Raw genomic sequence first — 26600 nt, 5'->3', positions numbered from 1 at the left:
TGTCAGCTGGCTTTTTTGTCGGCCATCACCTGCGGGTAAAAGCGTTTGATCGCCAGGTCGGCGTTGTCGATCAAGGTCATGCAGGCCCAGACCCCGCGCGCTGAGTCACGGGCAGCAATGGCATCGGCCATGTCTTTGTGGATCGGCAATGTGCGCCGTAGTTCATCGGGGTCGGCAGCGGAGACTTCAAACGACACGGCGAGCAAGGCGCCGAGGGCCGGGACCATTTGCTCGATGAACTGGTTGTGGCTGGCGGCCAGAATGCATTCGTGGAAGGCCTGGTCGGCACGGTTGTAATCAATGCCGCTGTCGACCGCCCGTTCCAGCGCGTTGTAGGCCAGTTGCACCGCGTGAATCTGCTCCAGGCTGGCGCGCTCGCAGGCCCAGCGCACGGCCATCGGTTCGATGGTGCGGCGCAGGTCGAGCAGGTCATCAACAAAGTTTTCCGGCAGGCCGTTGCGCGACAGCCAGCCAACCACTTGCGGATCGAACAGGTTCCAGCGCCGTACCGGTAACACGCGAGTGCCAACCTTAGGCCCGACTTCGAGCATGCCTTTGGCGACCAGGGTCTTGATCGCTTCGCGAATCACCGTGCGGCTGACACCTAACTGCTCGCCCAGATCCGCCTCGACCTTGATCGCCTGCCCCGGTTTGACCTGGCCAGCGGCAATCCAGCTGCCCAGCCAATCGACCGTTGACGCATGAAAGCTGCTGGACATGGAGACCTCAAAGCAGTTGGCGATGGGTGTCCACGCTAATGATCATATGATTGGGTGTCAAATCAGATTTTCAGGTTGTCCATCAATCAATGTGGGAGGGGGCTTGCTCCCGAAGGCAGTGCAGCAGTCAATACATAGGGTGACTGTCACACCGCCTTCGGGAGCAAGCCCCCTCCCACATTTGATTCATTGTCAGGGTTCGAGGCCGATCCGGAAGAACTCGCCGCCGCTCCACACGCCCAACCAGCGCTGCCCGTCGATTTCGCGACTGACCGCCAGTTCCACCAGTTGGTAAAACACATTGCGGTGAATCAGCGCTTCAAGGTTAGTGCGCACGTGCACGTAAGGCGCGGGTTCCTGAGTCACCGGGTCGATCTCGACGCGGATCGGATGTTCCGGCCCAGCCTCGGCGGTCTCTTCAACGTTGGTAGTGAAACGCAAGACCTGCGCTTCGCCCTCGCCTTCGGCTTCCACGGCAATCGCCACGAACGGCGCATCGTCGACCTTGATCCCGACCTTCTCGACCGGGGTAATCAGGAAATAATCATCGCCGTCGCGGCGGATGATGGTGGAGAACAGCTTGACCATCGGCTTGCGCCCGATCGGCGTGCCCAAGTAATACCAGGTGCCGTCGCGGGCGATGCGCATGTCGATGTCGCCGCAGAAGTCCGGGTTCCACAAGTGCACCGGCGGCAGGCCTTTGGTTTTTGGGATCTGCCCCAACAGGTCATTGGCTTTTTGCGGTCCACTCATGTCGTACTCCTTGGTTTATTGGTCGCCGACTCCCAGCAGGCTGCGCGCGTATTGCGCCAGCGGCGGGCCGATCAGGTCTTCCGGCTTGTTATCGTGGAACGTCAGTAAACCGCCACGACTCTTGATCCGTGCAGTATCAATCAAATACTGGGTGCTGGTCTCGATCAACATGATCTGAATCACCCCACCGTCGATGCCGAGGCGATCCACGGCTTCCTGATCGAGCCATTCGTCAGAGTTGCCGATGCGGTCGTCAGCCTTGGCGAAGCGGGTGTACAGCAGGTAGTGCGCGCCAGCATCGCGGGCTTCGCCCATCGCCTGATCGAGGCCTTCAGGGGCACGGGCGCGGCGGACCATCGGGAAGTATTCGACAAAACCCTTGAACGCTTCTTCGGCCACCACGTTCGGGCGCGGATAGGAGCCACCCGGCGGTGCAAATGCGCCCTGAGCGATGTAGATGAACGAATCCGGCTGAATGCGGAAATTGTTCACCCGACGGCTGTCGCTGTGATCCAGCAGCCCCGCGTCGCTCATCTGATAGCGAGTGCCTTCGGCCATATCGCTGACAGTCATACAGCCGCCAAGCGCCAAAACGGCCAGCAGCAAAACCAGGCTACGCATCCTCATCCTCCAGAAGCCGGTGACGGAAAACCGGCGAATGGCCGTTGGATGCAGCTTTTGCGCCAGCTCAGGAAATTCGTTGATTGTAAGATCGTATTCGCGAGCAAGCTCGCTCCCACAGGAGAATGCATTCGAAATGTGGGAGCGAGCTTGCTCGCGAAAGCGGTTGTTCAGCCGCCGATAATCTTCATGACCGTAGCACCACCGGAGAACGCCACTTCCTGCTTGTCGCCCAACGCCTTGACCAACAGACGCTGCAACGCCGGCAACGCCTGATGGCGCGGCTTGTCGAGCAGATCACCGACATAGTGGCGGTTGCTCGACGACAGGCAGCCATGCAGCCAACCGGTCGACGACAGACGCAAGCGCGAACAGGTTCGGCAGAACGGCACGCTTTCGTTGGCGATCACGCCGAAATGGCCGCGGCCCGGGATCGCATAGCGCACGGCCGTGGCATCCACCGGCGCATCGGCCTGGGCGTACTCGTAGCGCTCGCCGATCAGGCTCAGCAGTTGCTGCAGGCTGACGAACTGTTGCAGGAAGGCGTTGGAGTCGGTGGCGAGGTGGCCCATGCGCATCAACTCGATGAAACGCAATTCATAGCCCCGTTCCAGGCAGTAATCGAGCAGCGGCATCACCTGATCCAGGTTCTGCCCACGCAACGGCACCATGTTGACCTTGATCTTCAGTCCCGCCGCTTTCGCCTGGTCCATGCCATCGAGCACGGTCGCCAGATCGCCGCCACGGGCAATGCTGCGGAACGCGCCGGCATCCAGGGTATCGAGAGAAACGTTGATCCGGCGCAGGCCGGCATCCACCAGTAGCGGAAGTTTTTTCGCCAGGAGTTGACCGTTGGTGGTCAGGCTGATGTCTTCCAGGCCCATCTTGCCGACGGCGCTCATGAAAGACTCGAGTTTGGGGCTGACCAGCGGTTCGCCACCGGTGATGCGCAAGCGCTCGATGCCGGCGGCTTCGATCAGATAAGCCACGCCGCGGGCCATGGCCTCGGCCGACAGTTCATCCTGCGCAGCCACCAACCGCTTGCCGTTGGGCACGCAGTAGGTACAGGCGTAATTGCAGGCTGAAGTCAGGCTGATGCGCAAATTGCGAAAACGCCTGCCTTGACGGTCAACGATCATGATCACTCCGGCGATAGAATTTCGAGCCGCTAAAACTTGACTCACAAATCAAGTTTTAGCAAGCCCTATGCCTGAGTATATTCCTGCGGTACTGCGTCATGTAGCGAAATCATGGCGCAATAAGGCCGCTGAATGATTCAGCTGCTCGGTGTTTCCGGGTCGCGCTTGCGCTTGTTGCCCATGCGCACGCCGATGTCCATCAGGAACTGGAAGAAACCTTCCTGATCTTCCAGCACATTGCTCCAGAACGGCGAGTGATACAGCGCCACCGCGCCGTGCACCAGCGCCCAGGACGCGCAGTAGTGGAAATACGGCGGCACGTCTTCGAGCTTGCCTTCGCTGATCCGGCCCTTGATGAGCAGGGTCAGGCGTTCGAAGTTCGAGGCACGGATCTTGTGCAGCTCCTCGACCATTTCCGGCACCTGATTGCCTTTTACCACCTTCTCTTCGAGACGGTCGAACAGGCGGTAGCGCTGCGGGTCGCGCATGCGGAATTCGAAGTAGGCACGGGACAGCGCTTCCTTGTCCTTGTCGACATCGGCCGAATGCAGCAGCTCGTTCAAATCACGCTCGTAATCGAGCATCAGCCGCAGATAGATCTCGGCCTTGGATTTGAAATGCTTGTAGATCGTGCCTTTGCCGATACCCACGGCATCAGCAATCATCTCGACGGTGACGCTGTCTTCACCTTGTTCGAGGAACAGCTTGAGCGCGGTATCGAGAATTTCTTGCTCGCGGCGACGAAACTCACGGACCTTACGAGGTTCTTTGTGCATAAGAAAAGGTCTGTAGGGGTCAAAATTCGAAGCCGCGTATTATGCCTAACTTGCACAAAAATGCACGGATCATCCGACCATATCTGCGTTTCTTGTTCATTTTGCGAACGCCAGGGGTGCAATGAGAACTCAACTGAAGCGCACGTATTCCAAATTTGTTTAAAAACCCCGACCGGCTAACTGGACTGAACGCCAGACTGATCAATACTTGAACTGTCGGGCGGCATCTCCCCCAAGTGCCGTGCCGGTAAAGGTACCAAGGGACCGCGTGCCTTTGTTTTACTCCTAATGGTCTTAACCCGGATTCACCCCCCAGAACCCGGGTTTTTTTTGCCTGCGATTTGGCGATGACCTACATGGCAGATTTGACAGAGGCCAGCGGAAACAGGCGCTTGAAGTTCTCGGTGGTCTGCTCGGCAAACCGCTCGTAGCTCTCCCCACGCAGCATCGCCAGAAACTCAGCCACCTCACGCACGTACTGCGGCAGGTTCGGCTTGCCGCGATAAGGGATCGGCGCCAGATACGGCGAGTCGGTCTCCACCAGCAGGCGATCGGCCGGCACTTTGCTCGCCACATCACGCAGGGCATCGGCATTGCGGAAGGTGACGATGCCCGACAGGGAAATGTAGTAGCCCATGTCCAGCGCGGCTTTGGCCATGTCCCAGTCTTCGGTGAAGCAATGCAGCACACCGGCCTGGGGCAATGCCGCTTCACGCAGCAGCTCGAGGGTATCGGCGCGGGCGCCACGGGTGTGGATGATCACCGGTTTACCGGTCTGCTGTGCGGCTTGCAGGTGCAGGCGGAAGGATGCCTGCTGCAGCTCGGCGGCTTCCGGTTCGTAGTGATAATCCAGACCGGTTTCACCGATCGCCACCACTTTCGGGTGATTGAGCTCGTGCAGCAGCCAGTCCAGCGCCGGCGCCGCGCCCGGTTGCACATCCAATGGGTGCACACCAACCGAGCAATCGACGTCGTCGTAGCGCTCGGCGAGGGCTTTGACGTCGGCGGCGTTATCGGCACTCACGCCGATACACAGGAAGTGCCCTACCCCGCGTTGGCGAGCCGCATCGAGTGCAGCATCCAGCGAGCCGTCGTGGGCGGCGAGGTCGAGGCGATCAAGGTGACAATGGGAATCTACGAGCATAAAAAAGACGGCTACTTACATCGTATGAGTGGGACGGTCGGATTTCAGTGCTCCGGCCAGATGGGTTTCGATGCGACTGCGGGCGGTGTTGTCGCCTTCATTGAATTGCACGCCGACGCCGGCTGCGCGGTTACCCTGAGCGCCTTTGGGGGTGATCCAGGCGACCTTGCCGGCCACCGGAATCTTCTCCGCCTCGTCCATCAAGTTCAGCAGCATGAACACCTCGTCGCCCAACTTGTAGCTCTTGTTGGTCGGGATGAACAGGCCACCGTTCTTGATGAACGGCATGTAGGCGGCGTAAAGCACCGATTTGTCCTTGATGGTCAGGGACAGGATGCCGTTGCGCGGCCCGGGGCTGATGGCTTCATTCATGTTGACCTCCACTGCTGATGTTCAGAGTCTAGGTACACATTCTTATCTTTGACCAGGCAATCCCGCCCATTGCACCAACAACGCTTCCAGCAGCAGTGCCGGGTTGAGGTTGGCTTTGCTCAGGACTTTCTGCCGCTGGGCGAGAATCCAGTCCTGTATATCGAGGACTTTGCCTTGGGCGCTTTTTTGCGCCAGGTACTGCACGACTTTGCGCATATCGGTCAGACCGAGACCGGCTTCATCCTGGGTCAGTTGGTAGCGCAGGATCAGGCTCGACCAGTCGCAGAACCAGTCGAACAGGCGCAGCATCGGAATGCTTTTCCACTCTTCGGCCAGTTGCGTCGGCGATTGCTGCTGCTTGAGCAGCTTCTTCACCCCTTCGACCACCTGTGCCCGCTGTTCACGCACGCCCTGGGATTGCAGGCTGACTGCCGCCAACGGCGAACCAGCCGCTAGCGTCAGCAATTCGACGCGTTCCTCTTCGGAACACTCCGGCAGCGCTTGCGCCAGCCACTGCAGGCTCATGGCCTCGCCCGGCAGCGGACATGCCTGCTGTACACAGCGGCTCTTGATTGTCGGCAGCAAACGACTAGGCTGGTGGCTGACCAGCAACAACACGGTATCGCCGGACGGCTCTTCGAGGCTCTTGAGCAAGGCGTTGGCGGCGTTGATGTTCATCGACTCCACCGGCTCGATCAGCACCACCTTGCGCCCGCCCAGTTGTGCAGTCTGCACCACGAAACTGACCAGATCACGGACCTGATCGACCTTGATCGCCTTGTCGGCTTCTTCCGGCTCAAGGATGTAATTGTCCGGATGGCTGCCGGCCTTGAGCAGCAGGCAGGACTTGCACTCGCCGCACGCTTCCGGCGTAGGACGCTGACAGAGCAGGCTGGCCATCAGGCGCTCGGCCAACGCGCGCTTGCCGATCCCGGCCGGGCCGTGCAGCAAGTACGCGTGGGCGTGCTGACTACGTCCGGCCAGTTGCTGCCAGAGGCTGTCCTGCCATGGATAGGCCTCAGCCACGAATCAGCTCCAGCAAGTTCGGAATCAGGGTATCCAGCGCTTGCTGAACCTTGACCAATGACTGACCGGCATCGATGCGCACATAGCGCGCCGGATCAGCCTCGGCGCGTTGCAGAAACGCATTGCGTACCGCTTCGAAAAACGCCCGGCCTTCCAGTTCAAATCGGTCCAGACGGCCCCGGGCACTGGCGCGGGCCAGACCGATTTCCACCGGCAGATCGAAAATCAGCGTCAGATCCGGACGCAGGTCGCCCTGAACGAACGTCTCCAGCGCAGCAATGCGTTCCAGCGACAAACCACGACCTCCGCCCTGATAGGCGTAAGTCGAGTCGGTGAAACGATCGCACAGCACCACCGCGCCGCGAGCCAGCGCCGGACGGATCACTTCGGCCAGATGCTGGGCGCGCGCGGCGAACACCAGCAACAGCTCGGTATCGGGGTTCATGACTTCATCGGCCGGGGCCAGCAGCACATCGCGAATGCGCTCGGCCAGTGGCGTACCGCCGGGCTCGCGGGTCAGTACCACTTCGATACCTTCGGCGCGCAGACGCTCGGCGAGGTATTCGCGGTTGGTGCTCTTGCCGGCGCCTTCCGGGCCTTCCAGGGTAATAAACAAGCCAGTCACAGGCAGTCCTTAATCAAAGTCATTGCGCGTTCTGCGGTGCGGTCGTCGCGGGTTCGGCAGCAGGAGCCGGCGTCGGCGCGGGTTCCTGAGCGGGAACCTGTGGCAGCGCTTCAGGCGCGGTATCAGGAGATGCCGCAGGAGTCGCCTCCTCGGTCGCAGTAGCCGGAGCGGTCGGCGTATTTGCCGGGGCCGGGCTGGAGCGGTAATCGGCGCGGCGCTTGAGCTGGAACTCGCGCACCGCGCTGTTGTGCGCATCCAGATCATCGGAGAACACATGGCTACCATCGCCACGGGCGACAAAATACAGACTGTTACCTTCCACCGGATTGAGCGCGGCATGAATCGCCTCGCGACCGACCATGGCAATCGGCGTCGGCGGCAATCCGGGAATCACATAGGTGTTGTAGGGCGTCGGCTCCTTGAGATGAGCACGGGTCAACTTGCCGGTGTAGCGATCGCCCAGGCCGTAGATCACGGTCGGGTCGGTCTGCAACTGCATGCCCAGCGCCATGCGACGCACGAACACGCCGGCAATCTGCCCACGCTCCTGCGGCACACCGGTTTCCTTCTCTACCAGCGAGGCCATGATCAGCGCCTGATATGGCTCGCTGTACGGCGCATCAGCAGAGCGGTTCTCCCACTCCTTGGCCAACACCTCGTCGAGGCGGTCGAAGGCTTTCTTCAGCAATTCGACATCGGAAACACCGCGCACAAAGCGGTAGGTATCCGGGAAGAATCGCCCTTCCGGGAACAGCCCGCGATGGCCGATTTTCTCCATCACTTCGCTGTCGCTCAAGCCCTTGAGGGTCTGCTCGATCTTTTCGTCTTTTGCCAGCGCGGCACGGACTTGGTGGAAATTCCAGCCCTCGACCAGTGTCAGGCTGTACTGCACCACTTCGCCCCGCTTCCACAGGTCGATCAGACCGTTGACAGTCATGCCCGGCTGCATGCGGTATTCGCCGGTATGGATCGGTGTGCCGGCCAGATTGAAGCGCCAGTAGATGCGCAACCAGAAGGCGTCCTTGATGACCCCATCGGTTTCAAGTTGAAGAAAGGTACGGGTCGGCGTCGAGCCTTTCGGCACATCCAGCAGTTCTTCCTGCGTGATGTTCAGGGGCTGTTCCAGCGCCGAATGAATTTTCCAGGCGCTGGCGCCCATCAGCAGCCCTGCCAGAACCAGTCCGGTTTCCAGCAGCAGCAAGAGTTTACGTCTCACGAATCAGGCATCCAGTAGCGCACGGGCAATGGTTTGCAGTTTACGGGTGAGCGGGCCAACCGGCCAGCTCAGTGCAGCGTAGGCCCGTACCGGCCAGACGCCATACACGCTGTTGCAGATAAAGACTTCATCAGCCCATTGCAGCTGTTCGAGGCTGATGTCGGTGATTTGGATGGGGATGGCCAATGACTCGGCCTGAAACAATATTTCAGCACGCATCACACCGGCCACGCCACAGCGCTTCAGATCCGGGGTGATCAGTACGCCGTCGCGCACCAGAAACAGGTTGCTGAACACGCCTTCGATGACGCGCCCGGCCTGATCGAGCATCAAGCCTTCGGCGTGTTCGCTGTCGCGCCATTCGGCACGGGCGAGCACTTGCTCCAGACGATTCAGATGCTTGAGACCGGCCAGCAACGGCTGGTTGGATAACCGCGTGACGCAGGGAAACAGGCGCACGCCCTGCTCGCCATGCACGGCAGGATAAGCAGCAGGCGGATTGCCTTGCAGAATGCGTCGACCCTGTGCCGCAGGATCGGGTGCGTAGCCACGCAAGCCGTCACCACGGGTGAGAATGAGCTTGAGCACGCCCTCGCCCATTGCCGCGGCATAAGCCAGTAGCTCGCTGCGAACCCGCTCGATATCCGCGGCGATGGCCAGACGCGAGCAGCCCTCGGCCAAACGCGTCAGGTGACGATCCAGCAATACCGGCTGGCCGCCGTGCACGGCAATGGTCTCGAACAGACCATCACCGTAAGCCAGGCCGCGATCTTTCAGCGACAGAGCGTCAGCCGGTTGACCGTCGACCCAGCTGTCCATCAACCGGCGAACCGGCGGAATGCCAACGTGCCGTTGGTGCCGCCAAACCCGAACGAGTTGGACAGTACGACGTCGATGTCCATGTTGCGCGCAGTGTGCGGCACGAAATCGAGATCGCAGCCTTCATCCGGCTCGTCGAGGTTGATGGTCGGCGGTGCTACCTGACTGTTGATCGCCAGTACGCTGAAGATCGCCTCGACCGCGCCCGCCGCACCCAACAGGTGACCGGTCATCGACTTGGTGGAGCTGACCGCCAGGTTGTAGGCGTGATCACCGAACACGGTCTTGATCGCGTTGGCTTCGGCAAGGTCGCCGGCCGGGGTCGAAGTACCGTGGGCGTTGATGTACTGCACCTGGTCGATGTTGATCTTCGCATCGCGCAGCGCATTGGTGATGCAGCGCGCTGCACCAGCGCCATCAGCGGGTGGCGACGTCATGTGGAACGCATCGCCACTGGTGCCGAAGCCGATCAGCTCGGCGTAGATCGTGGCGCCACGGGCCTTGGCGTGCTCAAGTTCTTCGAGTACCAGCGCACCGGCACCGTCAGACAGCACGAAGCCATCACGGCCCTTGTCCCATGGACGACTGGCGCGAGTCGGCTCGTCGTTGCGGGTCGACAGCGCACGGGACGCGCCGAAGCCGCCCATGCCCAGACCGCACGCGGCCATCTCGGCACCGCCGGCGATCATTACGTCGGCTTCGTCGTACATGATGTTGCGCGCCGCCATGCCAATGCAGTGCGTACCGGTGGTACAGGCAGTGGAAATGGCGTAGTTCGGCCCCTGTGCACCCAGGTGGATGGACAGAAAACCGGAAATCATATTGATGATCGAGCCTGGCACGAAGAATGGCGAAATTCGACGCGGGCCCGTCTCATGCAGGGTACGGCTGGTTTCTTCGATGTTGGTCAGACCGCCGATGCCCGAGCCCATGGCCACGCCAATGCGCTCACGGTTGGCGTCGGTGACTTCCAGACCGGCGTTGCGAACAGCCTGAAAACCCGCGGCCAGACCGTACTGAATGAACAGGTCGAGCTTGCGTGCTTCCTTGACCGACAGGTATTCCTCGACATTGAAGCCCTTTACCGAGCCGCCAAAACGGGTGGAATAGGCAGAAAGGTCGGTGTGTTCGATCAGACCAATGCCACTGCGGCCAGCCAGAATGCCCTGCCAACTGCTCGGCACATCCGTGCCCAGTGGCGACAACATACCCATACCGGTGACTACGACGCGTCTACGCGACACAGCACTCTCCTTTTTCAAATGACGACTTTGCATCAGGCCTAAAGAAAAAACCGCACGCCATGATGGCAGTGCGGTTTTTCCATGACAGCAGACAACGATTACAAACTATTACGCCTGGTGGCTAGTAACGTAGTCGATTGCAGCTTGTACAGTAGTGATCTTCTCAGCTTCTTCGTCAGGGATTTCGGTCTCGAATTCCTCTTCCAGAGCCATCACCAGCTCAACGGTGTCAAGGGAGTCGGCACCCAGGTCTTCAACGAAGGAAGCAGTGTTGACCACTTCTTCTTCTTTAACGCCCAGTTGCTCGGCAACGATTTTCTTGACGCGCTCTTCGATGGTGCTCATACCTTGTTTTCACTCCTAATGGACAAATTCAGGCAGCTGGCCAGTGGGTAAGTGTATAGAAAGGCTTTTCAGCTTTTCAACTGAAAGCTTCACTCCTCAAACCCTGCGGCCCTCTGCCTATAAATAGATTGCAGCTTTATAACGGATTTTAGACAGCTCGTATGACATTTTTTTGAAGCAATCCGTCACATTTTACTTACATGTACATCCCACCGTTCACCGGGATTGTAGCCCCAGTGACGTATGCCGCACCGTCGGATGCAAGAAAAGCGACCACCGAGGCGATCTCTTGAGCTTGTCCCAGACGGCCCAGCGGAATCTGCGTCTGCAAGGCTTCACGCTGTGCTTCCGGCAGTTCGCGGGTCATATCGGTGTCGATGAACCCAGGGGTTACCGAGTTGACCGTAATCGAACGCGAACCGACTTCACGCGCCATCGCACGGCTGAAACCTTCCAGACCGGCCTTGGCGGCTGCATAGTTTACTTGGCCTGCGTTGCCCATGGCACCCACCACCGAGCCAATACTGATAATTCGGCCCCAGCGCGCCTTGGTCATGCCACGCAAAACGCCCTTGGACAGGCGATACAGACTGTTCAGGTTGGTATCGATCACGTCGTACCATTCATCGTCTTTCATGCGCATCATCAGGTTATCGCGGGTGATGCCGGCATTATTGACCAGAATCGCCGGCGCGCCGAACTGCTCCTGAATGCTCGCGATCACGGCGGCAACGGATTCGTCGCTGGTGACGTTCAGTTCCAGGCCGGTACCTTGAATGCCGTGCTCCTTGAGCGTGGCAGCGATCGCCTCGGCACCCTTGGCGGAGGTCGCGGTGCCAACGACGATGGCGCCCTGACGACCCAGTTCCAGTGCGATAGCCTGGCCGATACCGCGGCTTGCACCGGTGACCAGTGCAACTTTACCTTGCAGACTCATGCAAGTTTCTCCTGATTCAGGCCTGCGCTGCACGGGCGGCAACGAAAGCGTCTGGGGTGTTGAGATTGGAGGTCGAAACGCCTTCGGCGCAACGTTTGTTCAGACCGGCCAGCACTTTGCCCGGGCCGCATTCGATCAGATTGGTCGCGCCTTTGGCAGCCAGCGTCTGAACCGATTCAACCCAACGAACGGGCTTGTACAGCTGTTCAAGCAGATCACGCTTGAGGGTTTCCAGATCGGCCGGCACTTGCGCGCTGACGTTCTGTACGACCGGGATCTGCGGCGCCTGCCAGTCGATGGCGGCGATGGATTCGGCAAAGCGCTCGGCAGCCGGACGCATCAGTTCGCAATGCGACGGCACGCTCACCGGCAACGGCATGGCACGCTTGGCGCCACGGGCCTTGCAGCCCTCGATGGCACGCTCAACCGCAGCCTTGGCGCCGGCAATCACTACCTGACCCGGCGAGTTGAAGTTCACCGCGCTGACCACTTCGCCCTGCGCCGCTTCGGCACAGGCAGCCAGTACATCAGCGTCTTCCAGACCGAGGATGGCAGCCATGCCGCCCTGCCCGGCCGGAACGGCTTCCTGCATCAACTGGCCACGGCGCTCAACGAGCTTCACCGCGTCGGCCAGGCTCAGGCTGCCGGAAGCAACCAGCGCGCTGTATTCACCCAGGCTGTGACCGGCAACAAATGCCGGACGCGCGCCACCTTCAGCCAGCCACAGACGCCACAGGGCGATCGAAGCGGTCAGAATGGCCGGTTGGGTTTTGTCGGTTTGATTGAGCAGCTCTTCCGGGCCCTGCTGGGTCAGTGCCCACAGGTCATAGCCCAGAGCAGCGGAGGCTTCTTTGAAGGTTTCGAGGATCAACGGATATTCCGCGCCCAGCTCGGCCAGCATGCCGAGGGACTGCGAACCCTGTCCTGGAAAGACGAATGCGAGGGAAGCAGACATGTAACAAGCCCCTAATGATCTTGTCGTCGAAAATGACGCCCCACTGGGGGACGCAAGAAACTGACAGTTGGATGGCCCTTTGAACCGGGCGGTCACATTTAAGCATTGTCCGACGAAAACGCCTAAGACAACAGATCCTCCAAACGACCGTGGAGGCGTTCGGGCAGGTTCTCCTGAATCTCGATCAGCGCGCGCTGAATTGCACTCTGAAAACCCTGAACCCCGGCCGAACCGTGACTTTTCACCACGATACCCTGCAAGCCGAGGAAGCTTGCGCCGTTATGTCGCGCCGGTGCGAGATCCGCCTGCAGGCGCTTCATCAATGGCAGGGCCAAAGCACCTACCACGCGGGAAGCAAAGTTTTTCCTGAACAAGGCCTCGATGCGCGCAGCGATCATCGTCGCCAGGCCCTCGCTGGACTTGAGCAGGATATTGCCGACAAACCCGTCGCAGACCACCACATCTGCCTCGCCGCGATAAAGACCATCGCCCTCGACAAAACCGATGTAGTTAATGCCGCGCGCCGCCTGCAACAAGGTCGCCGCCAGCTTGACCTGCTGATTACCCTTGATGTCCTCGGTGCCGATATTCAGCAACGCGACACGCGGCCGGGCGATGCCCAGCGTCTGCGCCGCCACCGAGCCCATCACCGCGAACTGCAATAGATGCTCGGCGCTGCAATCGACGTTGGCGCCCAGGTCGAGCAACTGGCAATAACCCTTCTGCGTCGGAATCGCCGCCACCATCGCCGGCCGATCAATCCCCGGCAAGGTCTTGAGCACAAATCGCGACAGCGCCATCAACGCCCCGGTATTGCCGGCACTGACACAGGCCTGAGCCTTGCCATCACGCACCAGTTCAAGGGCGACACGCATCGACGAGTCCGGCTTGCCACGCAAGGCCTGGGTCGGCTTTTCGTCCATGGTGATGACTTCAGACGCCGGGACAATCGTCAGGCGCGCGCGATCGGCAGCCGATTGGCCGTTGATCAGTTCTTCAAGTAGGGAGGGTTGACCGACGAGGGTCAGGTGCAGCGAGGGCGTAGCAGAAAGGCAAGCAAGGCTGGCCTGAACAATGCTGCGGGGACCGAAGTCCCCGCCCATTGCGTCAATCGCGATGACTTGAGCGGACAAGTGATTACTCGTCAGCGCCCTTGTCGATCACTTTACGGCCACGGTATACGCCTTCTGGCGATACGTGGTGACGCAGGTGAACTTCACCAGTGGTTTTTTCTACAGACAGGGTGCTAGCCTCGAGAGCGTCGTGCGAACGGCGCATGTCACGGGCAGAGCGGGATTTTTTGTTCTGCTGAACAGCCATAATTGATTAACTCCTAAACGTTTGGGTCACGCTTTAACTGCGCCAATACACTGAACGGGTTGGACCGCGTTACCTCGTCCTCGCTCGGTTCGGGTTCATCTGCTCCCGCCGGCTGCTGGCATTCTTCCGGATGATGAGCAGGCACAATGGGCAAGGCGAGCAGAAGCTCCTCCTCGATCAGTGACTGCAGATCCAATGGATCTTCGCCCAGTTCCAGCACGTCATAACCTTTCGGTAACGACTGGGTATTCGCACCCTCCTTCACTACAGCGTAACTGCATTCGCTGTGGATCGGCAGGGTGACCAGCTCAAGACAACGCTGGCAAACCATTTTGACTTCGGTGTCGATAAAGCTGTGGATCACCACAGATTTACGTTCATCTCGTTCAAAAACGAATTTGGCCTGCACCGTACCGACATCGTCGGAAAGCGGGTCGCAGAGTCTCTTCAAATCGGCCAGCAGCAGTTCACCTTGAAGGGTGGTGCCACGGTCAGCCAATTTGCGCGGGTCAACGTGAGGTGGAATCGGGTCATTCAACATAGGCGCAGCATTATAGGGATGCACCCACCCATGTCAAAGGAAATTGTGCCCTGTCCGTCACTTGCGTGCCTCCGCTAGAATTCGCACCTGCCTCAGGAGACGCCAATGCTGCCTTTATTACTCGCCTCAAGCTCGACTTATCGCCGGGAATTACTCGCCCGCCTGCACCTGCCGTTCGTCTGCAGCTCGCCGGATATCGACGAAAGCCACCAGCCGGGCGAATCCGCCATCGAACTGGTCAAGCGCCTCGCCGAACAGAAAGCCCGCGCACTCGCCGCGAGCCATCCCGCTCATCTGATTATTGGCTCGGATCAGGTCGCAGTGCTCGGCGATCAGATCCTCGGCAAGCCACACACCTTCGACAAGGCTCGCGAGCAACTACTCGCCGCCAGCGGCGCCAGCGTGACCTTCCTCACCGGCCTGGCCCTGCTCAACAGCCAGACCGGCCACTGCCAGGTCGACTGCGTGCCGTTTACCGTGCACATGCGTCAGCTCGACGAGGCGCGAATTGAACGCTACCTGCGCCTGGAGGAGCCCTACGACTGCGCCGGCAGCTTCAAGGCCGAAGGATTGGGCGTGAGCCTGTTCCAATCCACCGAAGGGCCTGACGCCACCAGCCTCATCGGCCTGCCGCTGATTCGCCTGATCGACATGCTGCTGGCCGAGGGCGTGCAAATCCCTTAACGCACAAAAAACCGGCCATTGAGGCCGGTTTCTTTTCAACACTGCACCAGGCTTAACGCAACGAAGGCCCGTGGAAACCCATCCACATCGCCAACTGCTCAGCCACGCTGGCACCGAGCTTCTTCGAGAAGCGGTCGAACGGCGATTCCTGCACAGTGAAATCCACCAGTTCTTTCTCGCCAATCACATCCCGCGCCACCGAACTGGCATTGCCCAGGCCATCGATCAAGCCCAATGGCAGCGCCTGCTCGCCGGACCAGACCAGCCCGGAGAACAGCTCCGGATGCTCCTTGTCTTTCAAGCGATCGCCACGACCCTGCTTGACGCTATTGATGAACTGCTTGTGCGTGGTATCCAGCACGGTCTGCCAGAATGCGGTTTCGTCAGGCTTCTGCGGCTGGAACGGATCCAGAAACGATTTGTGCTCGCCCGAGGTATAAGTGCGACGCTCGACGCCGAGCTTGTCCATGGTGCCGACAAACCCGTAACCGGCCGCCGTTACACCAATGGAGCCGACCAGACTGGCCTTGTCGGCATAGATCTGATCCGCAGCACTGGCGATGTAATAGGCACCGGACGCACCGAGATCGGAAATCACCGCGTACACCTTGATATCCGGGTGCAGACCGCGCAGACGCTTGATCTCGTCATACACATAACCCGACTGCACCGGACTGCCGCCCGGACTGTTGATCCGCAGGATCACGCCCTTGACCTTCTTGTCCTCGAAGGCTGCTCGCAGGCTACCGACAATGTTGTCGGCACTGGCAGGCTCCTTGTCGGCAATCATGCCGGTGACGTCGATCAGCGCGGTGTAGTTCGGGCCACGGGTGGCGCTCTTTTCCATGTCCATCAGCGGCGTGAACAGGATCAGCGCAACAAACAGATAAACAAACGTCAGCAGCTTGAAGAAGATCCCCCAACGCCGCGAGCGACGCTGCTCCTGCACACTGGCCAGCAAAGTCTTTTCCAGCAGCTTCCAGCTTTTCTCGTCACCGTCGTCGGCACTTGCCTTGGCCGGTGCTTTCCATTCGTCGGTCATGCGCTGTACCCCAGCAAAAACGTATTAAGCCTGCTGCCCCAGCCAGGCGTGCAATTCACTAAAACGGTCGATCGACAGGCGCGGCTCGAACTGCTGCAGCGACTCGATCGACTGCGCGCCGTAGCTGACCGCCACCGACGCCATGCCCGCATTACGCGCCATCAGCAGATCGAAGGACGAATCCCCGACCATCAGCGCCTGCTCGGGCCGCACGCGACAATGCGCGAGAATCTGCTCGAGCATCAGCGGATGCGGCTTGCTCGCGGTCTCGTCGGCGGCACGGGTGATATCGAAATAATCTTCCCAGCCATTGGCCTTGAGCACCCGATCCAGTCCACGACGATTCTTGCCGGTCGCGACCGCCAGGTGGTAGCCCTGCTCGCGAAACGACGCCATCGACTCCACTACGCCTTCGAACAGCGGCGAAGGCACGGCTTCTGCCGCGATGTAGTGATCAGCGTAATACTCGCGAAACAAGGTCATCTCGGCATCACTGATGTCCGGGTACAAGGTGCGGATCGCCTCGGGCAAGCCCAGACCGATGATGCCCTTGACGGCAAAATCATCACGCAACTCGAAACCGGAACGCGCGGACGCAGAATGCATCGCTTCGACAATCCGACCAATGGAATCAGCGAGGGTGCCGTCCCAATCGAAAATCAGCAGTTTGTAATCAGATGGGCGCACTCAATCGCTCCACGGTCTTGGCCCACATTTCATCCACTGGTGCCTGCAACTTGAGCTCGCCGCCATCGGGCAGCGGCACGGTCAGCATGTAGGCGTGCAGGAACAGACGTTTGCCGCCCAGATCACGGATTTCCTTGCTGAAACCGTCATCGCCGTACTTGGTGTCGCCGGCAATGCAGTGCCCGGCGTGCAACGTATGGACGCGGATCTGATGCGTGCGACCGGTGATCGGCTTGGCTTCGATCAGAGTGGCAAAGTCGCCGAAACGACGCAGGACCTTGAACACGGTCACCGACTCCTTGCCCTCCTCCTCGTCGACCTCGACCATGCGCTCGCCGGAGCGCAGATTGCTCTTGCCCAGCGCCGCACGGACTTGCTTGATCGAGGTCGCCCAATTGCCGCGCACCAGCGCCATGTAACGCTTGTCGACACCGTCACCACGCAAGGCGGCGTGCAAGTGCCGCAACATGCTGCGCTTCTTGGCGATCATCAGCAGGCCGGAGGTGTCACGGTCGAGACGGTGAACCAGCTCCAGCTCCTTGGCATCGGGGCGCAACTGACGAAAGGCTTCGATGACACCGTAATTCAAGCCGCTGCCGCCGTGAACCGCAATGCCGGCGGGCTTGTTGATCACGATCAGGGCTTTGTCTTCGTAGACAATCGAGGCTTCCAGGCGCTGTAACAGACCCTGAGCCAAGGGCACCGGTTCGTCGCGCTCAGGCACACGAACCGGCGGCACGCGCACGATATCGCCGGCCTGCAGCTTGTATTCGGGCTTGATCCGCCCCTTGTTCACGCGCACTTCGCCTTTACGCAAAATGCGGTAAATCAAGGTCTTGGGCACGCCTTTGAGCCGGGCAAGGAGGAAATTGTCGATTCGTTGGCCGGCATACTCCGGCGAGACTTCAAGCAGTTGAACGCCTGGAGTCGAAGGGGCAGTAGTTGTCATGCCGCGGATGATAACAATTTTTATGGAATTGAAGCACTTAATCATTGCTGCTATAGTCGCGAACGCCGCCAAAAGCGGCCTGGACAGCGGAACCACGGTCAAAAACCGGCCCTGACCAACGCAATTCACCAGGACGCGAGGCCGTCCTACGGGGCTTTCGCTACGTAACGGTGGAGTTTGCAGTTGTAACAAGCGCAGGTGACATGAGGCCTGAATTACACCGTCGAGCAGAGTTTTCACTCGCCTGACAGGCAAATATTCGAGGCCAGTTCACAAAGTGCAGTCAGCTGCAGATGACCCCGAGCGAAGGCTTCGGAAACATCGCCTGAATTAGCCATGATGCGTGACCTCCCCTTTCGGAGCTCACGGTAAATGCCAACCCGCTGCGGATTCTGCGCGCGGCAGCACCCGAATTATCAGGGATACGTGTAGGGTGGAGATGCACAACCGCCGGACTGTGTAGCAATAGGCTTTATCAAGACGCTTCATCTCGTCCACAGCCGCTGGTTGATTCCTCCTCCTGACTGAGTGCTTAAGTAGCCACAGCAAGCAGGACGCGTACGTCGCGATATCGGCCCAATTGGCCTGACATCGCTGGACACGGGAATGGCCAACCACTCCCGACGCACCTGACACCGACCGTGAGAAGTCGTGTGTGCCGAACGCCGTTTCCGGCAGCCCGGAAACCGACGGTACTACATGAAAAGAATGCTGATTAACGCAACTCAACCCGAAGAGTTGCGTGTTGCACTGGTAGATGGCCAACGCCTCTACGACCTGGACATCGAATCCGGTGCACGCGAGCAGAAGAAGGCCAACATCTACAAAGGCCGTATCACTCGCATCGAACCAAGCCTTGAGGCTGCCTTTGTCGATTTCGGCTCCGAGCGCCACGGCTTCCTGCCCCTCAAAGAAATCTCCCGCGAATACTTCAAGAAAGCCCCTGAAGGCCGCGTCAACATCAAGGACGTCCTGAGCGAAGGCCAGGAAGTCATCGTTCAGGTCGAAAAAGAAGAACGTGGCAACAAGGGCGCCGCCCTGACCACCTTCATCAGCCTGGCCGGTCGTTACCTCGTGCTGATGCCGAACAATCCGCGTGCCGGCGGTATCTCCCGTCGCATCGAAGGCGAAGAGCGCAACGAACTGCGTGAAGCGCTGAACGGTCTGGTTGCTCCAGCCGACATGGGTCTGATCGTGCGCACTGCCGGCCTGGGCCGCAGCAGCGAAGAAATGCAGTGGGACCTCGACTACCTGCTGCAACTGTGGACCGCCATCAAAGAAGCCTCGCTGGATCGCTCCGCGCCATTCCTGATCTATCAGGAAAGCAACGTGATCATCCGCGCCATCCGCGATTACCTGCGCCAGGACATCGGCGAAGTGCTGATCGACAGCGTTGAAGCCCAGGACGAAGCCCTGACCTTCATCCGCCAGGTGATGCCGCAGTACGCCAGCAAGATCAAGCTGTACGAAGACAGCGTTCCGCTGTTCAACCGTTTCCAGATCGAAAGCCAGATCGAGACCGCTTTCCAGCGCGTCGTCGAACTGCCTTCCGGCGGCTCCATCGTCATCGATCCGACCGAAGCCCTGGTGTCCATCGACATCAACTCGGCGCGCGCCACCAAAGGCAGCGACATCGAAGAAACCGCGCTGCAGACCAACCTTGAAGCCGCCGAAGAAATCGCCCGTCAGTTGCGCCTGCGCGACATCGGCGGCCTGATCGTCATCGACTTCATCGACATGACCCCTGCCAAGAACCAGCGCGCCGTGGAAGAGAAAGTCCGCGAATGCCTGGAAGCCGACCGCGCTCGCGTGCAGATCGGCCGCATCTCGCGCTTCGGCCTGCTGGAAATGTCCCGTCAGCGCCTGCGTCCATCGCTGGGCGAAAGCAGCGGCATCGTCTGCCCGCGCTGCAACGGCACCGGCATCATCCGTGACGTCGAATCGCTGTCGCTGGCGATCCTGCGCCTGATCGAAGAAGAAGCCCTGAAAGACCGCACTGCCGAAGTGCGCGCTCAGGTGCCGATCCCGGTCGCCGCGTTCCTGCTCAACGAAAAACGCAACTCGATCACCAAGATCGAACTGCGCACCCGTGCCCGTATCGTCATTCTGCCGAACGATCACCTGGAAACCCCGCACTTCGAAGTTCAGCGTCTGCGTGACGACAGCCCGGAAGCTGCGACCAACCAGTCCAGCTACGAAATCGCTGCTGCCGCTGCCGAAGTCGAAGAAGTCCAGCCAGCCGCTGCGACCCGCACCCTGGTTCGCCAGGAAGCCGCGGTCAAGACTGCGCCGGCCCGTGCCAATGCGCCGGTGCCGACCGAAGTCGCCGCGCCTGTCGCTGCTGCACCGGCTCCGGTTGCCGCGCCAGAGCCAAGCCTGTTCAAGGGCCTGGTGAAATCGCTGGTCAGCCTGTTCGCGACCAAAGAAGAGCCTGCCGCTCCGGTCGTCGTTGAAAAACCGGCCACCGAGCGTCCGGCCCGCAACGAAGAGCGTCGCAACGGTCGTCAGCAGAGCCGCAACCGTAACGGTCGCCGCGATGAAGAGCGCAAGCCGCGCGAAGAACGTGCACCGCGTGAAGAACGCGCCCCACGCGAGCCGCGTGAAGAGCGTCAGCCACGTGAAGCCCGTGAAGTCCGCGAGCCGCGTGAAGCCCGCAGCGAAGCACCGGCCGCTCGCGAAGAACGCGCACCCCGCGCTCCGCGTGAAGAACGTGCACCACGTGCGCCGCGCGAAGACCGCAAGCCACGTGGCGAGCGTGAAGAGCGTGTACGTGAACTGCGCGAACCACTGGACGCCGCTCCGGCTGCACCCGTAGCAGCTGCCGCTGCCGCTGTGGTCGCAGAAGAGCGTCCGGCCCGTCAGCCACGCGAAGAGCGCGCACCGCGCCCACCGCGTGAAGAGCGTCAACCACGTGCCGAGCAAGCTGCTGCTGCCGTTGCTGAAGAAGAAGTGAACAGCAACGAAGAGCAACTGCCGGAAGACGGTCAGGACAACGCCGAAGGCGATCGTCCACGTCGTCGCTCCCGTGGTCAGCGTCGTCGCAGCAACCGTCGCGAGCGTCAGCGTGATGCCAACGGCAACGTGATCGAAGGTTCGGAAGAGTCCGAGTCCGGCGAACACGCTGAACCAGCACCAAGCGCTGCCGATCTGGCTGCCGGCCTGGCCGTCACTGCCGCTGTTGCCAGCAGCGTGATCAGCGCTCCGGCCGAAGCACAGGCTCACGAGCAAGCCGAACGCGCTACCGCCGCTGTTCAGGAAACCGCTCCAGTGGAAGCGCCGGTCGTTGAGGCCACCACCCCAGTGGAAGTGGTTGCTGCTCCGGAAGTCGAAGTGGCACCGGTTCAAGAAACTCTGCCTCAGGTTGAAGCCGCTGCAGAACCTGCCATTGAAGCGCCAGTTGTGGCCGCAGAGCCGGCTGCTGAAACCGTCGCTGAAACCGTGACCGAAACCGTGCGTGAAGTTCGCGAAGAACAGACCGCGTTCAACTGGGTTGCCGAGCCTGCCGTCGCTGAAACGCCAGCGCCAGTCGTTGAAGCCCCAGTGGTTGAAGAAGCCAAGGCTGCCGCGCCAGTGGTCGAAGCCGCTGAACCTGCTCCAGCGCCAGTGGTTGAAGCACCGGTGGTCGAAGCGCCAGTGGTTGCCGAAGCCCCTGCTCCAGTGGTTGAAGCCGCTCCGGTCAGCGCCCTGACGCCAAACGGCCGTGCGCCAAACGACCCACGTGAAGTGCGTCGCCGCAAGCGTGAAGCCGAGCGTCTGCAGAAGGAAGCCGAACTGGCTGCCGCTGCTGCTCCGGCGGCTGAAGTGGTCGAAGTTGCTGCGGTGACTGAAGAGGCCGTGGTTGAATCGGTGATCGCCGAAGCACCACGCTCCGTTCAGGACGCGGTGGAGCATCACCAAGCGGCCGAGGAAAAAGAACACGAGACTAAACCGCTCGTCTGATTCCGCAAGCCAATAAAAAGCCCCGCCTGAGCAATCAGGCGGGGCTTTTTATTGCCTCCAGCTCAAGCATCACCACCCTTCAATGTGGGAGCGGGCTTGCTCGCGAATGCGGTGTGTCAGCCACCCTGGAAGTCACTGACGCTCCGCATTCGCGAGCAAGCCCGCTCCCACAAAAGCTCTGCAGGAGGCTCAGGATTGGGGGAATACAAGAGAATCGGGCACATCGATATCCCACAACACCCCGGGATCATCCACCACCACTTCAACCACCCGCCCCTGCTTGAACAACGGTCTGGCCCCGCGATCACCACTCAATGCCTGCAAGCCCGGCCCGAACGAACGCCCGAACCCCACCGGATGCCCAAATTCGCCCTCCTGCACCGGCACACTAACCGCGTCATCGGTCATTGCCGCCACCACCCGCTCAATACTCGACGGCAAAATAAACGGCATGTCCCCCAACACGATCAGCCAGCCATCTGCATCCGGACAAACCGCAACGCCAGCCGCAATACTGTCACCCATCCCGGTCGATTCAATCGAGACCACGTCACAGCCATAAGCCTGAGCCATGCGCATCGCCTGCGGCCGCGCTTCAGTGGTCACCAGCACCCGCTTGTCGAGGTTGGCCGGCAGATTCAGCAACACTTGCTCGATCACCGAGCGCACCGCGCCATCACGCCCGGTGCAATCGGCCAGCAACTTGTCCTTGTCGGCACCGGCAACCTGGCGAAAGCGACTGCCCTCGCCCGCCGCCAGCACAATCACTGCGATAGATCGACTCATGTGCCCTCCACGACTTTCTTCTGTTTCAACTCGACGCCGTTCTTGATCGCCACAATCTCCGCCAATAACGACAGAGCAATCTCCGCTGGCGAATGACTGCCGATGTGCAGACCGATCGGCCCGTGCAATCGCGCAATGGCGGCTTCTGACAAGCCTAGCTGAGCCAGATTGTCCCGGCGCTTCTGGCTGTTGACCCGCGACCCCAGTGCACCGACATAGAAGGCCGGCGAATCGAGCGCGGTGAGCAACGCCATATCATCCAGACGGGGATCGTGAGTCAGCGCGACGATGGCTGTGCGTTCGTCCGTCTGAATGCTCAACACCGCGTCATCCGGCATGCCCGGGACAAAGCGACCGTGGTGCTCTTCCCAACCGTAGACGAACTCGGTACGCGGATCGCAGATCAGCACTTCGAAATCCAGCAGCCGCGCCATGTCCGCCACGTAACGCGACAGCTGCCCGGCGCCGATCAACAACAGACGCCAGCGCGGACCATAAATGGCGCGCAGGGTCTTGCCGTCGAATTCGAGCACATCGGATTTGCTCGCCGCCGACAGCACAACCTCACCGGTTTCGATGTTCAGCTCACGGGCGACAATCTCATGGTTTTCACAACGCGCCAGCAACTCGGCGACCCACGCCGGATCAGCGACCCGCTCCTCGGTCAGGCGCAGCGTGCCGCCACAGGGCAAGCCGAAACGCGCCGCCTCCTCGCGGGTGACGCCATAGGTAATCAGTTGCACTGGCGGGCCGTCGCTGGCGATGCGCCCGTCGTGCAGACGGGCGATCAAGTCATCCTCGACACAACCGCCGGACACCGAGCCGATCACCACGCCGTCCTCGCGCAATGCGAGCATCGCGCCGGGTGCCCGGGGCGCAGTGCCCCAGGTCTGCACCACACTGAACAGCACCACCCGCTGCCCGGCGCGGCGCCATTCAAGCACGCTGCGCAGGACGTTGAGATCGGCGCTGTCCATTACGCCTGCGCCTTCTGCCAACCCTGCAACTGATAACGCACCGGCAAGTTACGGATGCGCTGGCCGGTGGCGGCGAAGATCGCATTGCACAGTGCCGGCGCAATCGGCGGCACGCCCGGCTCACCGACTCCGCCCAACGGCACGTCGCCCGGCGGCGTCACCAAATGCACCGCGATTTCCTTCGGCGCCAGCGACATGCGCGCCACTTCGTACATATGGAAGTTGTCCTGCTGGACCTTGCCATCCTTGAAGCTGATTTCACCCAGCACCGCGTTGCCCAGGCCCATCACACACGCGCCCTCGAACTGCGAGCGAATGCGCTCAGGGTTGATCTGCGGTCCGCAATCAACAGCGATGTCAGCCTTGTGCACGATCAGCGTACCGTCGTCCTTGACCTCGACTTCGATCACCGCCGCCACATAGGTGACGAAGCTGTAATGCACCGCCAGACCGAGGCCTCGGCCCTTGGGTAATTGGCGCCCCCAGCCGGCAGCCTTGGCCGCGGTTTCCAGTACCGTGCGCATGCGCCCGGTGTCGATCGGGTAGCGCTCGGGGGATTCGCCGTAGTTCCACTCCTCACTCAGGGTACGCGGGTCGATCTGCCGATCCGGGCCGAGCAACTTGATCTGGTACTTGAGCGGATCGACGCCAGCCTTGTGCGCCAGTTCGTCGACGAAACTCTGAATCGCAAAACCGTGAGGAATGTTCGACACCGAGCGATACCAGCCGACCCGGGTGTGCACCGTGGCTTCGGGGTTTTCCAGGCGCACGCTGGGAATCGCGTAAGCCATATTGGTGAAACCCATGCCCAGTTCGAACGCCGCTTCATGGTTCATGCCCGGGGCGAACAGCGCAGTGATGCTCGGCGCCACTGTGCGATGCAGCCAGCCGGAGGGCATGCCGTCCTTGCCGACAGCGGCTTTCAAATACTCGGCGGACACCGTGTGGAAATACGAGTTGTGGATGTCATCCTCGCGGGTCCATTGCACCCGCACGGCTTTACCGGGGAACTCCTTGGCAAGGATCGCTGCTTCGACGACGAAATCCGGCTTCGATTTACGGCCGAAACCGCCACCGAGCAGCGTGACGTTGAAGGTGACATTGTCGAACGGCAGCCCGAGGCGCTCGGCGATGCGCTCGCGAGTTACCTGCGGCGCCTGACTCGGCGCCCACGCTTCACACACACCTTTGTCGTAGCGCGCGATGGCGACCATCGGCTCCATCGGTGCCTGCGCCAGATGCGGCAGATAATAGGACGCTTCGAGGCTGCTGACGGCGCCGCTCAAGGCTTTGTCGATATCGCCAGTGTTGCGCACCACTTTGCCGGGTTTGCGCGACGCCGCTTCCAGTTCCTTGCGATAAGCGATCGAGTCATAACTGGCATTGGGGCCGTCGTCCCATTCGATCTTCAGCGCCTCGCGGCCCTTGATCGCCGCCCAGGTATTGCTGGCAATCACCGCTACGCCGCCCAGCGGCTGGAATTCCGAAGGCAGCGGACGGCTCTCGATCTGCATGATCTTCAGCACACCCGGAACCTTCAGCGCGGCGCTGTCATCCAGCGACTTGACCTTGCCGCCGTACACCGCCGGACGGGCGATGGTGGCGTAGAGCATGCCGTCGAAATGCACGTCCGCGCCGTACACCGCGCGCCCGTTGACGATATCGGCACCGTCGATGGCTTTGGTGCCTTCCTTGCCGATGTAGCGGAACTCTGACGGCTGCTTGAGGCGCAGGCTGTCACGGGCCGGCACCGCCAGTGCACTGGCTGCAGCGGCAAGTTCGCCGTAACCCAGCTCGCGACCGGACGGTGTGTGCAGGACTTTGTGCAGCTGCGCCTGGCACTCGCCCACCGGCACCTGCCATTGCGCGGCGGCGGCTTGTTCCAGCATGGTCCGGGCCGCCGCGCCGCAACGACGCATCGGCTCATACCAGTGACGCATGCTGCGCGAACCGTCAGTGTCCTGGTTGCCGAAACGTACTTCGTCACCCGGCGCTTGCCGGACTTTGACCTTGGCCCAATCGGCGTCCAGTTCGTCGGCAACTACCATGGTCAGGCTGGTGCGCACACCCTGGCCCATTTCCGAGCGGTTGCAGACCACGGTGACCGTGCCATCCGCGGCGATGCTGACGTAGACCTTGGGATCGTCGATCCAGCCATTGGGCATGCCGTCGGCACCAAACTTCTTCGGTTTGTCTTCAGCCAGTGCATCCTGCCAGCCCCAGCTCGCGGCCAGCACCAATGCGCCCGTGGCGCCGACGCCCTTGAGAAAGCCACGGCGGCTGAGATTGCTCAGGGCGAAATCATTCGGCAAGCGGCTCATGCCTTGGCCTCCTTCAAGTGAGTCGAGGCCTGGCGGATCGCGGTCTTGATCCGATTGTAGGTGCCGCACCGGCAAATGTTGCCGACCATTGCCTCTTCGATCTGCTCGTCGCTCGGATCGGGGTTGGTCTTGAGCAACGCGGTGGCGGACATGATCTGTCCGCCCTGACAAAAACCACACTGCGCCACGGCGCTATCGAGCCAGGCTTGCTGCACCACTTGCCCGACCGGATCGGCGTGCAGATTGTCGATGGTGGTGACGTTTTGCCCGACCACCGAGCCGATCGGCGTGATGCAACTGCGCGCCGGCAAGCCGTCGATATGAATGGTGCAGGCACCGCACAGGCCCATGCCGCAGCCGAATTTGGTGCCGTTGTAACCGGCGACATCACGGATTGCCCACAACAGCGGCATGTCTTCGGTGACATCCAGTGGGTGATCCTGGCCATTGAGTTTCAGGGTAATCATGGGCACGCCCGCATATTCTTGGTGGTTATGGGGTCGAGCAGAACTGGCGGTGGTTCACGCAGATCGACTCAGGCTAATGGGCCAATACACATCAGTGAAGCCGAACACTGAGCCTGTGGCGAGGGTGCTTGCTCCCGCTGGACTGCGGAGCAGGCCCTTCTTGAAAGCGGGGCCGCTACGCGCCCCAGCGGGAGCA

Annotated in this window: 27 protein-coding genes; 2 read left to right on the top strand and 25 right to left on the bottom strand. The window is 60.7% G+C overall.

Annotation, left to right across the window (positions count from 1 at the left end):
- Nucleotides 1-2: 2 nt before the first annotated feature.
- The 18 genes from KCG87_RS14485 to KCG87_RS14400 all read right to left on the bottom strand — a co-directional run bounded on the left by KCG87_RS14485 (nt 3) and on the right by KCG87_RS14400 (nt 14552).
- The gene (locus tag KCG87_RS14485; RefSeq protein ID WP_047598787.1) at nt 3-719 is read right to left on the bottom strand and encodes a FadR/GntR family transcriptional regulator; all 717 of its coding nucleotides are present in this window, start codon (nt 717-719) and stop codon (nt 3-5) included.
- Nucleotides 720-911: 192 nt separating this feature from the next.
- Nucleotides 912-1472: a DUF1285 domain-containing protein gene (locus KCG87_RS14480; RefSeq protein WP_097088448.1), complete on the bottom strand. Its 561-nt coding sequence runs from the start codon at nt 1470-1472 to the stop codon at nt 912-914.
- 15 nt (nt 1473-1487) lie between these two features.
- Nucleotides 1488-2093 carry a DUF4823 domain-containing protein gene (locus tag KCG87_RS14475; protein WP_007967613.1) on the bottom strand — a complete coding sequence of 202 codons (606 nt, stop codon included), beginning with the start codon at nt 2091-2093 and terminating at the stop codon, nt 1488-1490.
- 170 nt (nt 2094-2263) lie between these two features.
- The gene (locus tag KCG87_RS14470; RefSeq protein WP_098965014.1) at nt 2264-3232 is read right to left on the bottom strand and encodes a radical SAM protein; all 969 of its coding nucleotides are present in this window, start codon (nt 3230-3232) and stop codon (nt 2264-2266) included.
- 137 nt (nt 3233-3369) lie between these two features.
- Nucleotides 3370-4008 carry a TetR/AcrR family transcriptional regulator gene (locus KCG87_RS14465; RefSeq protein ID WP_007950805.1) on the bottom strand — a complete coding sequence of 213 codons (639 nt, stop codon included), beginning with the start codon at nt 4006-4008 and terminating at the stop codon, nt 3370-3372.
- A gap of 352 nt (nt 4009-4360) precedes the next feature.
- Nucleotides 4361-5152 (bottom strand): TatD family hydrolase, encoded by a 792-nt coding sequence (locus tag KCG87_RS14460; RefSeq protein WP_103369216.1) that lies wholly within the window; start codon nt 5150-5152, stop codon nt 4361-4363.
- Between the two features lie 15 nt (nt 5153-5167).
- Entirely contained in the window at nt 5168-5524 is a 357-nt protein-coding gene (locus KCG87_RS14455) for a PilZ domain-containing protein (RefSeq protein WP_027612362.1), read from the bottom strand.
- 42 nt (nt 5525-5566) lie between these two features.
- A complete protein-coding gene (locus tag KCG87_RS14450; RefSeq protein WP_098965017.1) occupies nt 5567-6550 on the bottom strand; it encodes a DNA polymerase III subunit delta' in 984 nt (327 codons plus the stop codon).
- A complete protein-coding gene (gene tmk, locus KCG87_RS14445; RefSeq protein WP_098965019.1) occupies nt 6543-7175 on the bottom strand; it encodes a dTMP kinase in 633 nt (210 codons plus the stop codon). The genes KCG87_RS14450 and tmk overlap by 8 nt, the downstream gene beginning before the upstream one ends.
- Nucleotides 7176-7194: 19 nt before the next feature.
- Complete coding sequence (mltG, locus tag KCG87_RS14440; RefSeq protein ID WP_210558180.1) at nt 7195-8391, bottom strand: endolytic transglycosylase MltG; 1197 nt, start codon at nt 8389-8391, stop codon at nt 7195-7197.
- A gap of 3 nt (nt 8392-8394) precedes the next feature.
- Nucleotides 8395-9210 (bottom strand): aminodeoxychorismate lyase, encoded by an 816-nt coding sequence (gene pabC / locus KCG87_RS14435; RefSeq protein ID WP_134787073.1) that lies wholly within the window; start codon nt 9208-9210, stop codon nt 8395-8397.
- Entirely contained in the window at nt 9210-10454 is a 1245-nt protein-coding gene (gene fabF, locus KCG87_RS14430; RefSeq protein ID WP_003227039.1) for a beta-ketoacyl-ACP synthase II, read from the bottom strand. The genes pabC and fabF overlap by 1 nt, the downstream gene beginning before the upstream one ends.
- A gap of 108 nt (nt 10455-10562) precedes the next feature.
- On the bottom strand, nt 10563-10799 hold the full coding sequence (gene acpP, locus KCG87_RS14425) for an acyl carrier protein (protein ID WP_003175607.1): 237 nt from the start codon (nt 10797-10799) through the stop codon (nt 10563-10565).
- Nucleotides 10800-10995: 196 nt separating this feature from the next.
- Entirely contained in the window at nt 10996-11736 is a 741-nt protein-coding gene (gene fabG, locus KCG87_RS14420; protein ID WP_027612356.1) for a 3-oxoacyl-ACP reductase FabG, read from the bottom strand.
- A 16-nt stretch (nt 11737-11752) separates the two neighbouring features.
- Nucleotides 11753-12691 (bottom strand): ACP S-malonyltransferase, encoded by a 939-nt coding sequence (fabD, locus tag KCG87_RS14415; protein ID WP_210558178.1) that lies wholly within the window; start codon nt 12689-12691, stop codon nt 11753-11755.
- A gap of 122 nt (nt 12692-12813) precedes the next feature.
- Nucleotides 12814-13824: a phosphate acyltransferase PlsX gene (gene plsX, locus KCG87_RS14410; protein ID WP_080963300.1), complete on the bottom strand. Its 1011-nt coding sequence runs from the start codon at nt 13822-13824 to the stop codon at nt 12814-12816.
- Nucleotides 13825-13828: 4 nt separating this feature from the next.
- The gene (gene rpmF, locus KCG87_RS14405) at nt 13829-14011 is read right to left on the bottom strand and encodes a 50S ribosomal protein L32 (protein WP_003179396.1); all 183 of its coding nucleotides are present in this window, start codon (nt 14009-14011) and stop codon (nt 13829-13831) included.
- Between the two features lie 13 nt (nt 14012-14024).
- Nucleotides 14025-14552, bottom strand: a complete 528-nt coding sequence (locus KCG87_RS14400) for a YceD family protein (protein ID WP_003204262.1) — start codon at nt 14550-14552, stop codon at nt 14025-14027.
- Between the two features lie 105 nt (nt 14553-14657).
- On the opposite strand from KCG87_RS14400, the gene KCG87_RS14395 reads away from it, so the two are divergent.
- Complete coding sequence (locus tag KCG87_RS14395) at nt 14658-15236, top strand: nucleoside triphosphate pyrophosphatase (RefSeq protein WP_210558176.1); 579 nt, start codon at nt 14658-14660, stop codon at nt 15234-15236.
- A gap of 52 nt (nt 15237-15288) precedes the next feature.
- Here the strand turns inward: KCG87_RS14395 and sppA are convergent, their stop codons facing one another.
- Genes sppA through rluC form a run of 3 tightly spaced genes read right to left on the bottom strand, consistent with a single transcriptional unit; the run spans nt 15289 to nt 17914 of the window.
- Nucleotides 15289-16278: a signal peptide peptidase SppA gene (gene sppA, locus KCG87_RS14390; RefSeq protein WP_095137203.1), complete on the bottom strand. Its 990-nt coding sequence runs from the start codon at nt 16276-16278 to the stop codon at nt 15289-15291.
- A 24-nt stretch (nt 16279-16302) separates the two neighbouring features.
- Nucleotides 16303-16965 carry an HAD-IA family hydrolase gene (locus KCG87_RS14385; protein ID WP_027612351.1) on the bottom strand — a complete coding sequence of 221 codons (663 nt, stop codon included), beginning with the start codon at nt 16963-16965 and terminating at the stop codon, nt 16303-16305.
- Entirely contained in the window at nt 16952-17914 is a 963-nt protein-coding gene (gene rluC / locus KCG87_RS14380; RefSeq protein ID WP_007950779.1) for a 23S rRNA pseudouridine(955/2504/2580) synthase RluC, read from the bottom strand. Before rluC ends, KCG87_RS14385 begins: the two co-directional genes overlap by 14 nt.
- Before the next feature lie 699 nt (nt 17915-18613).
- Between rluC and rne the strand changes: the two genes are divergently transcribed.
- The gene (rne, locus tag KCG87_RS14375) at nt 18614-21853 is read left to right on the top strand and encodes a ribonuclease E (RefSeq protein WP_210558174.1); all 3240 of its coding nucleotides are present in this window, start codon (nt 18614-18616) and stop codon (nt 21851-21853) included.
- 189 nt (nt 21854-22042) lie between these two features.
- Here rne and KCG87_RS14370 read toward each other — a convergent pair whose 3' ends face one another.
- Genes KCG87_RS14370 through KCG87_RS14355 form a run of 4 tightly spaced genes read right to left on the bottom strand, consistent with a single transcriptional unit; the run spans nt 22043 to nt 26404 of the window.
- Nucleotides 22043-22639, bottom strand: a complete 597-nt coding sequence (locus KCG87_RS14370) for a nucleotidyltransferase family protein (RefSeq protein WP_210558172.1) — start codon at nt 22637-22639, stop codon at nt 22043-22045.
- A complete protein-coding gene (locus KCG87_RS14365) occupies nt 22636-23616 on the bottom strand; it encodes an XdhC family protein (RefSeq protein WP_210558169.1) in 981 nt (326 codons plus the stop codon). The genes KCG87_RS14370 and KCG87_RS14365 overlap by 4 nt, the downstream gene beginning before the upstream one ends.
- Complete coding sequence (locus KCG87_RS14360; RefSeq protein ID WP_210558168.1) at nt 23616-25937, bottom strand: xanthine dehydrogenase family protein molybdopterin-binding subunit; 2322 nt, start codon at nt 25935-25937, stop codon at nt 23616-23618. The genes KCG87_RS14365 and KCG87_RS14360 overlap by 1 nt, the downstream gene beginning before the upstream one ends.
- Nucleotides 25934-26404: a (2Fe-2S)-binding protein gene (locus tag KCG87_RS14355; RefSeq protein WP_027612345.1), complete on the bottom strand. Its 471-nt coding sequence runs from the start codon at nt 26402-26404 to the stop codon at nt 25934-25936. Before KCG87_RS14355 ends, KCG87_RS14360 begins: the two co-directional genes overlap by 4 nt.
- Nucleotides 26405-26600: the final 196 nt, after the last annotated feature.

It is taken from the genome of Pseudomonas sp. MWU347, assembly GCF_017947305.1.
In the GTDB taxonomy this organism is placed as follows: Bacteria; Pseudomonadota; Gammaproteobacteria; order Pseudomonadales; family Pseudomonadaceae; genus Aquipseudomonas; species Aquipseudomonas putida_A.
This window is presented reverse-complemented; position numbering and strand designations above follow the sequence as displayed.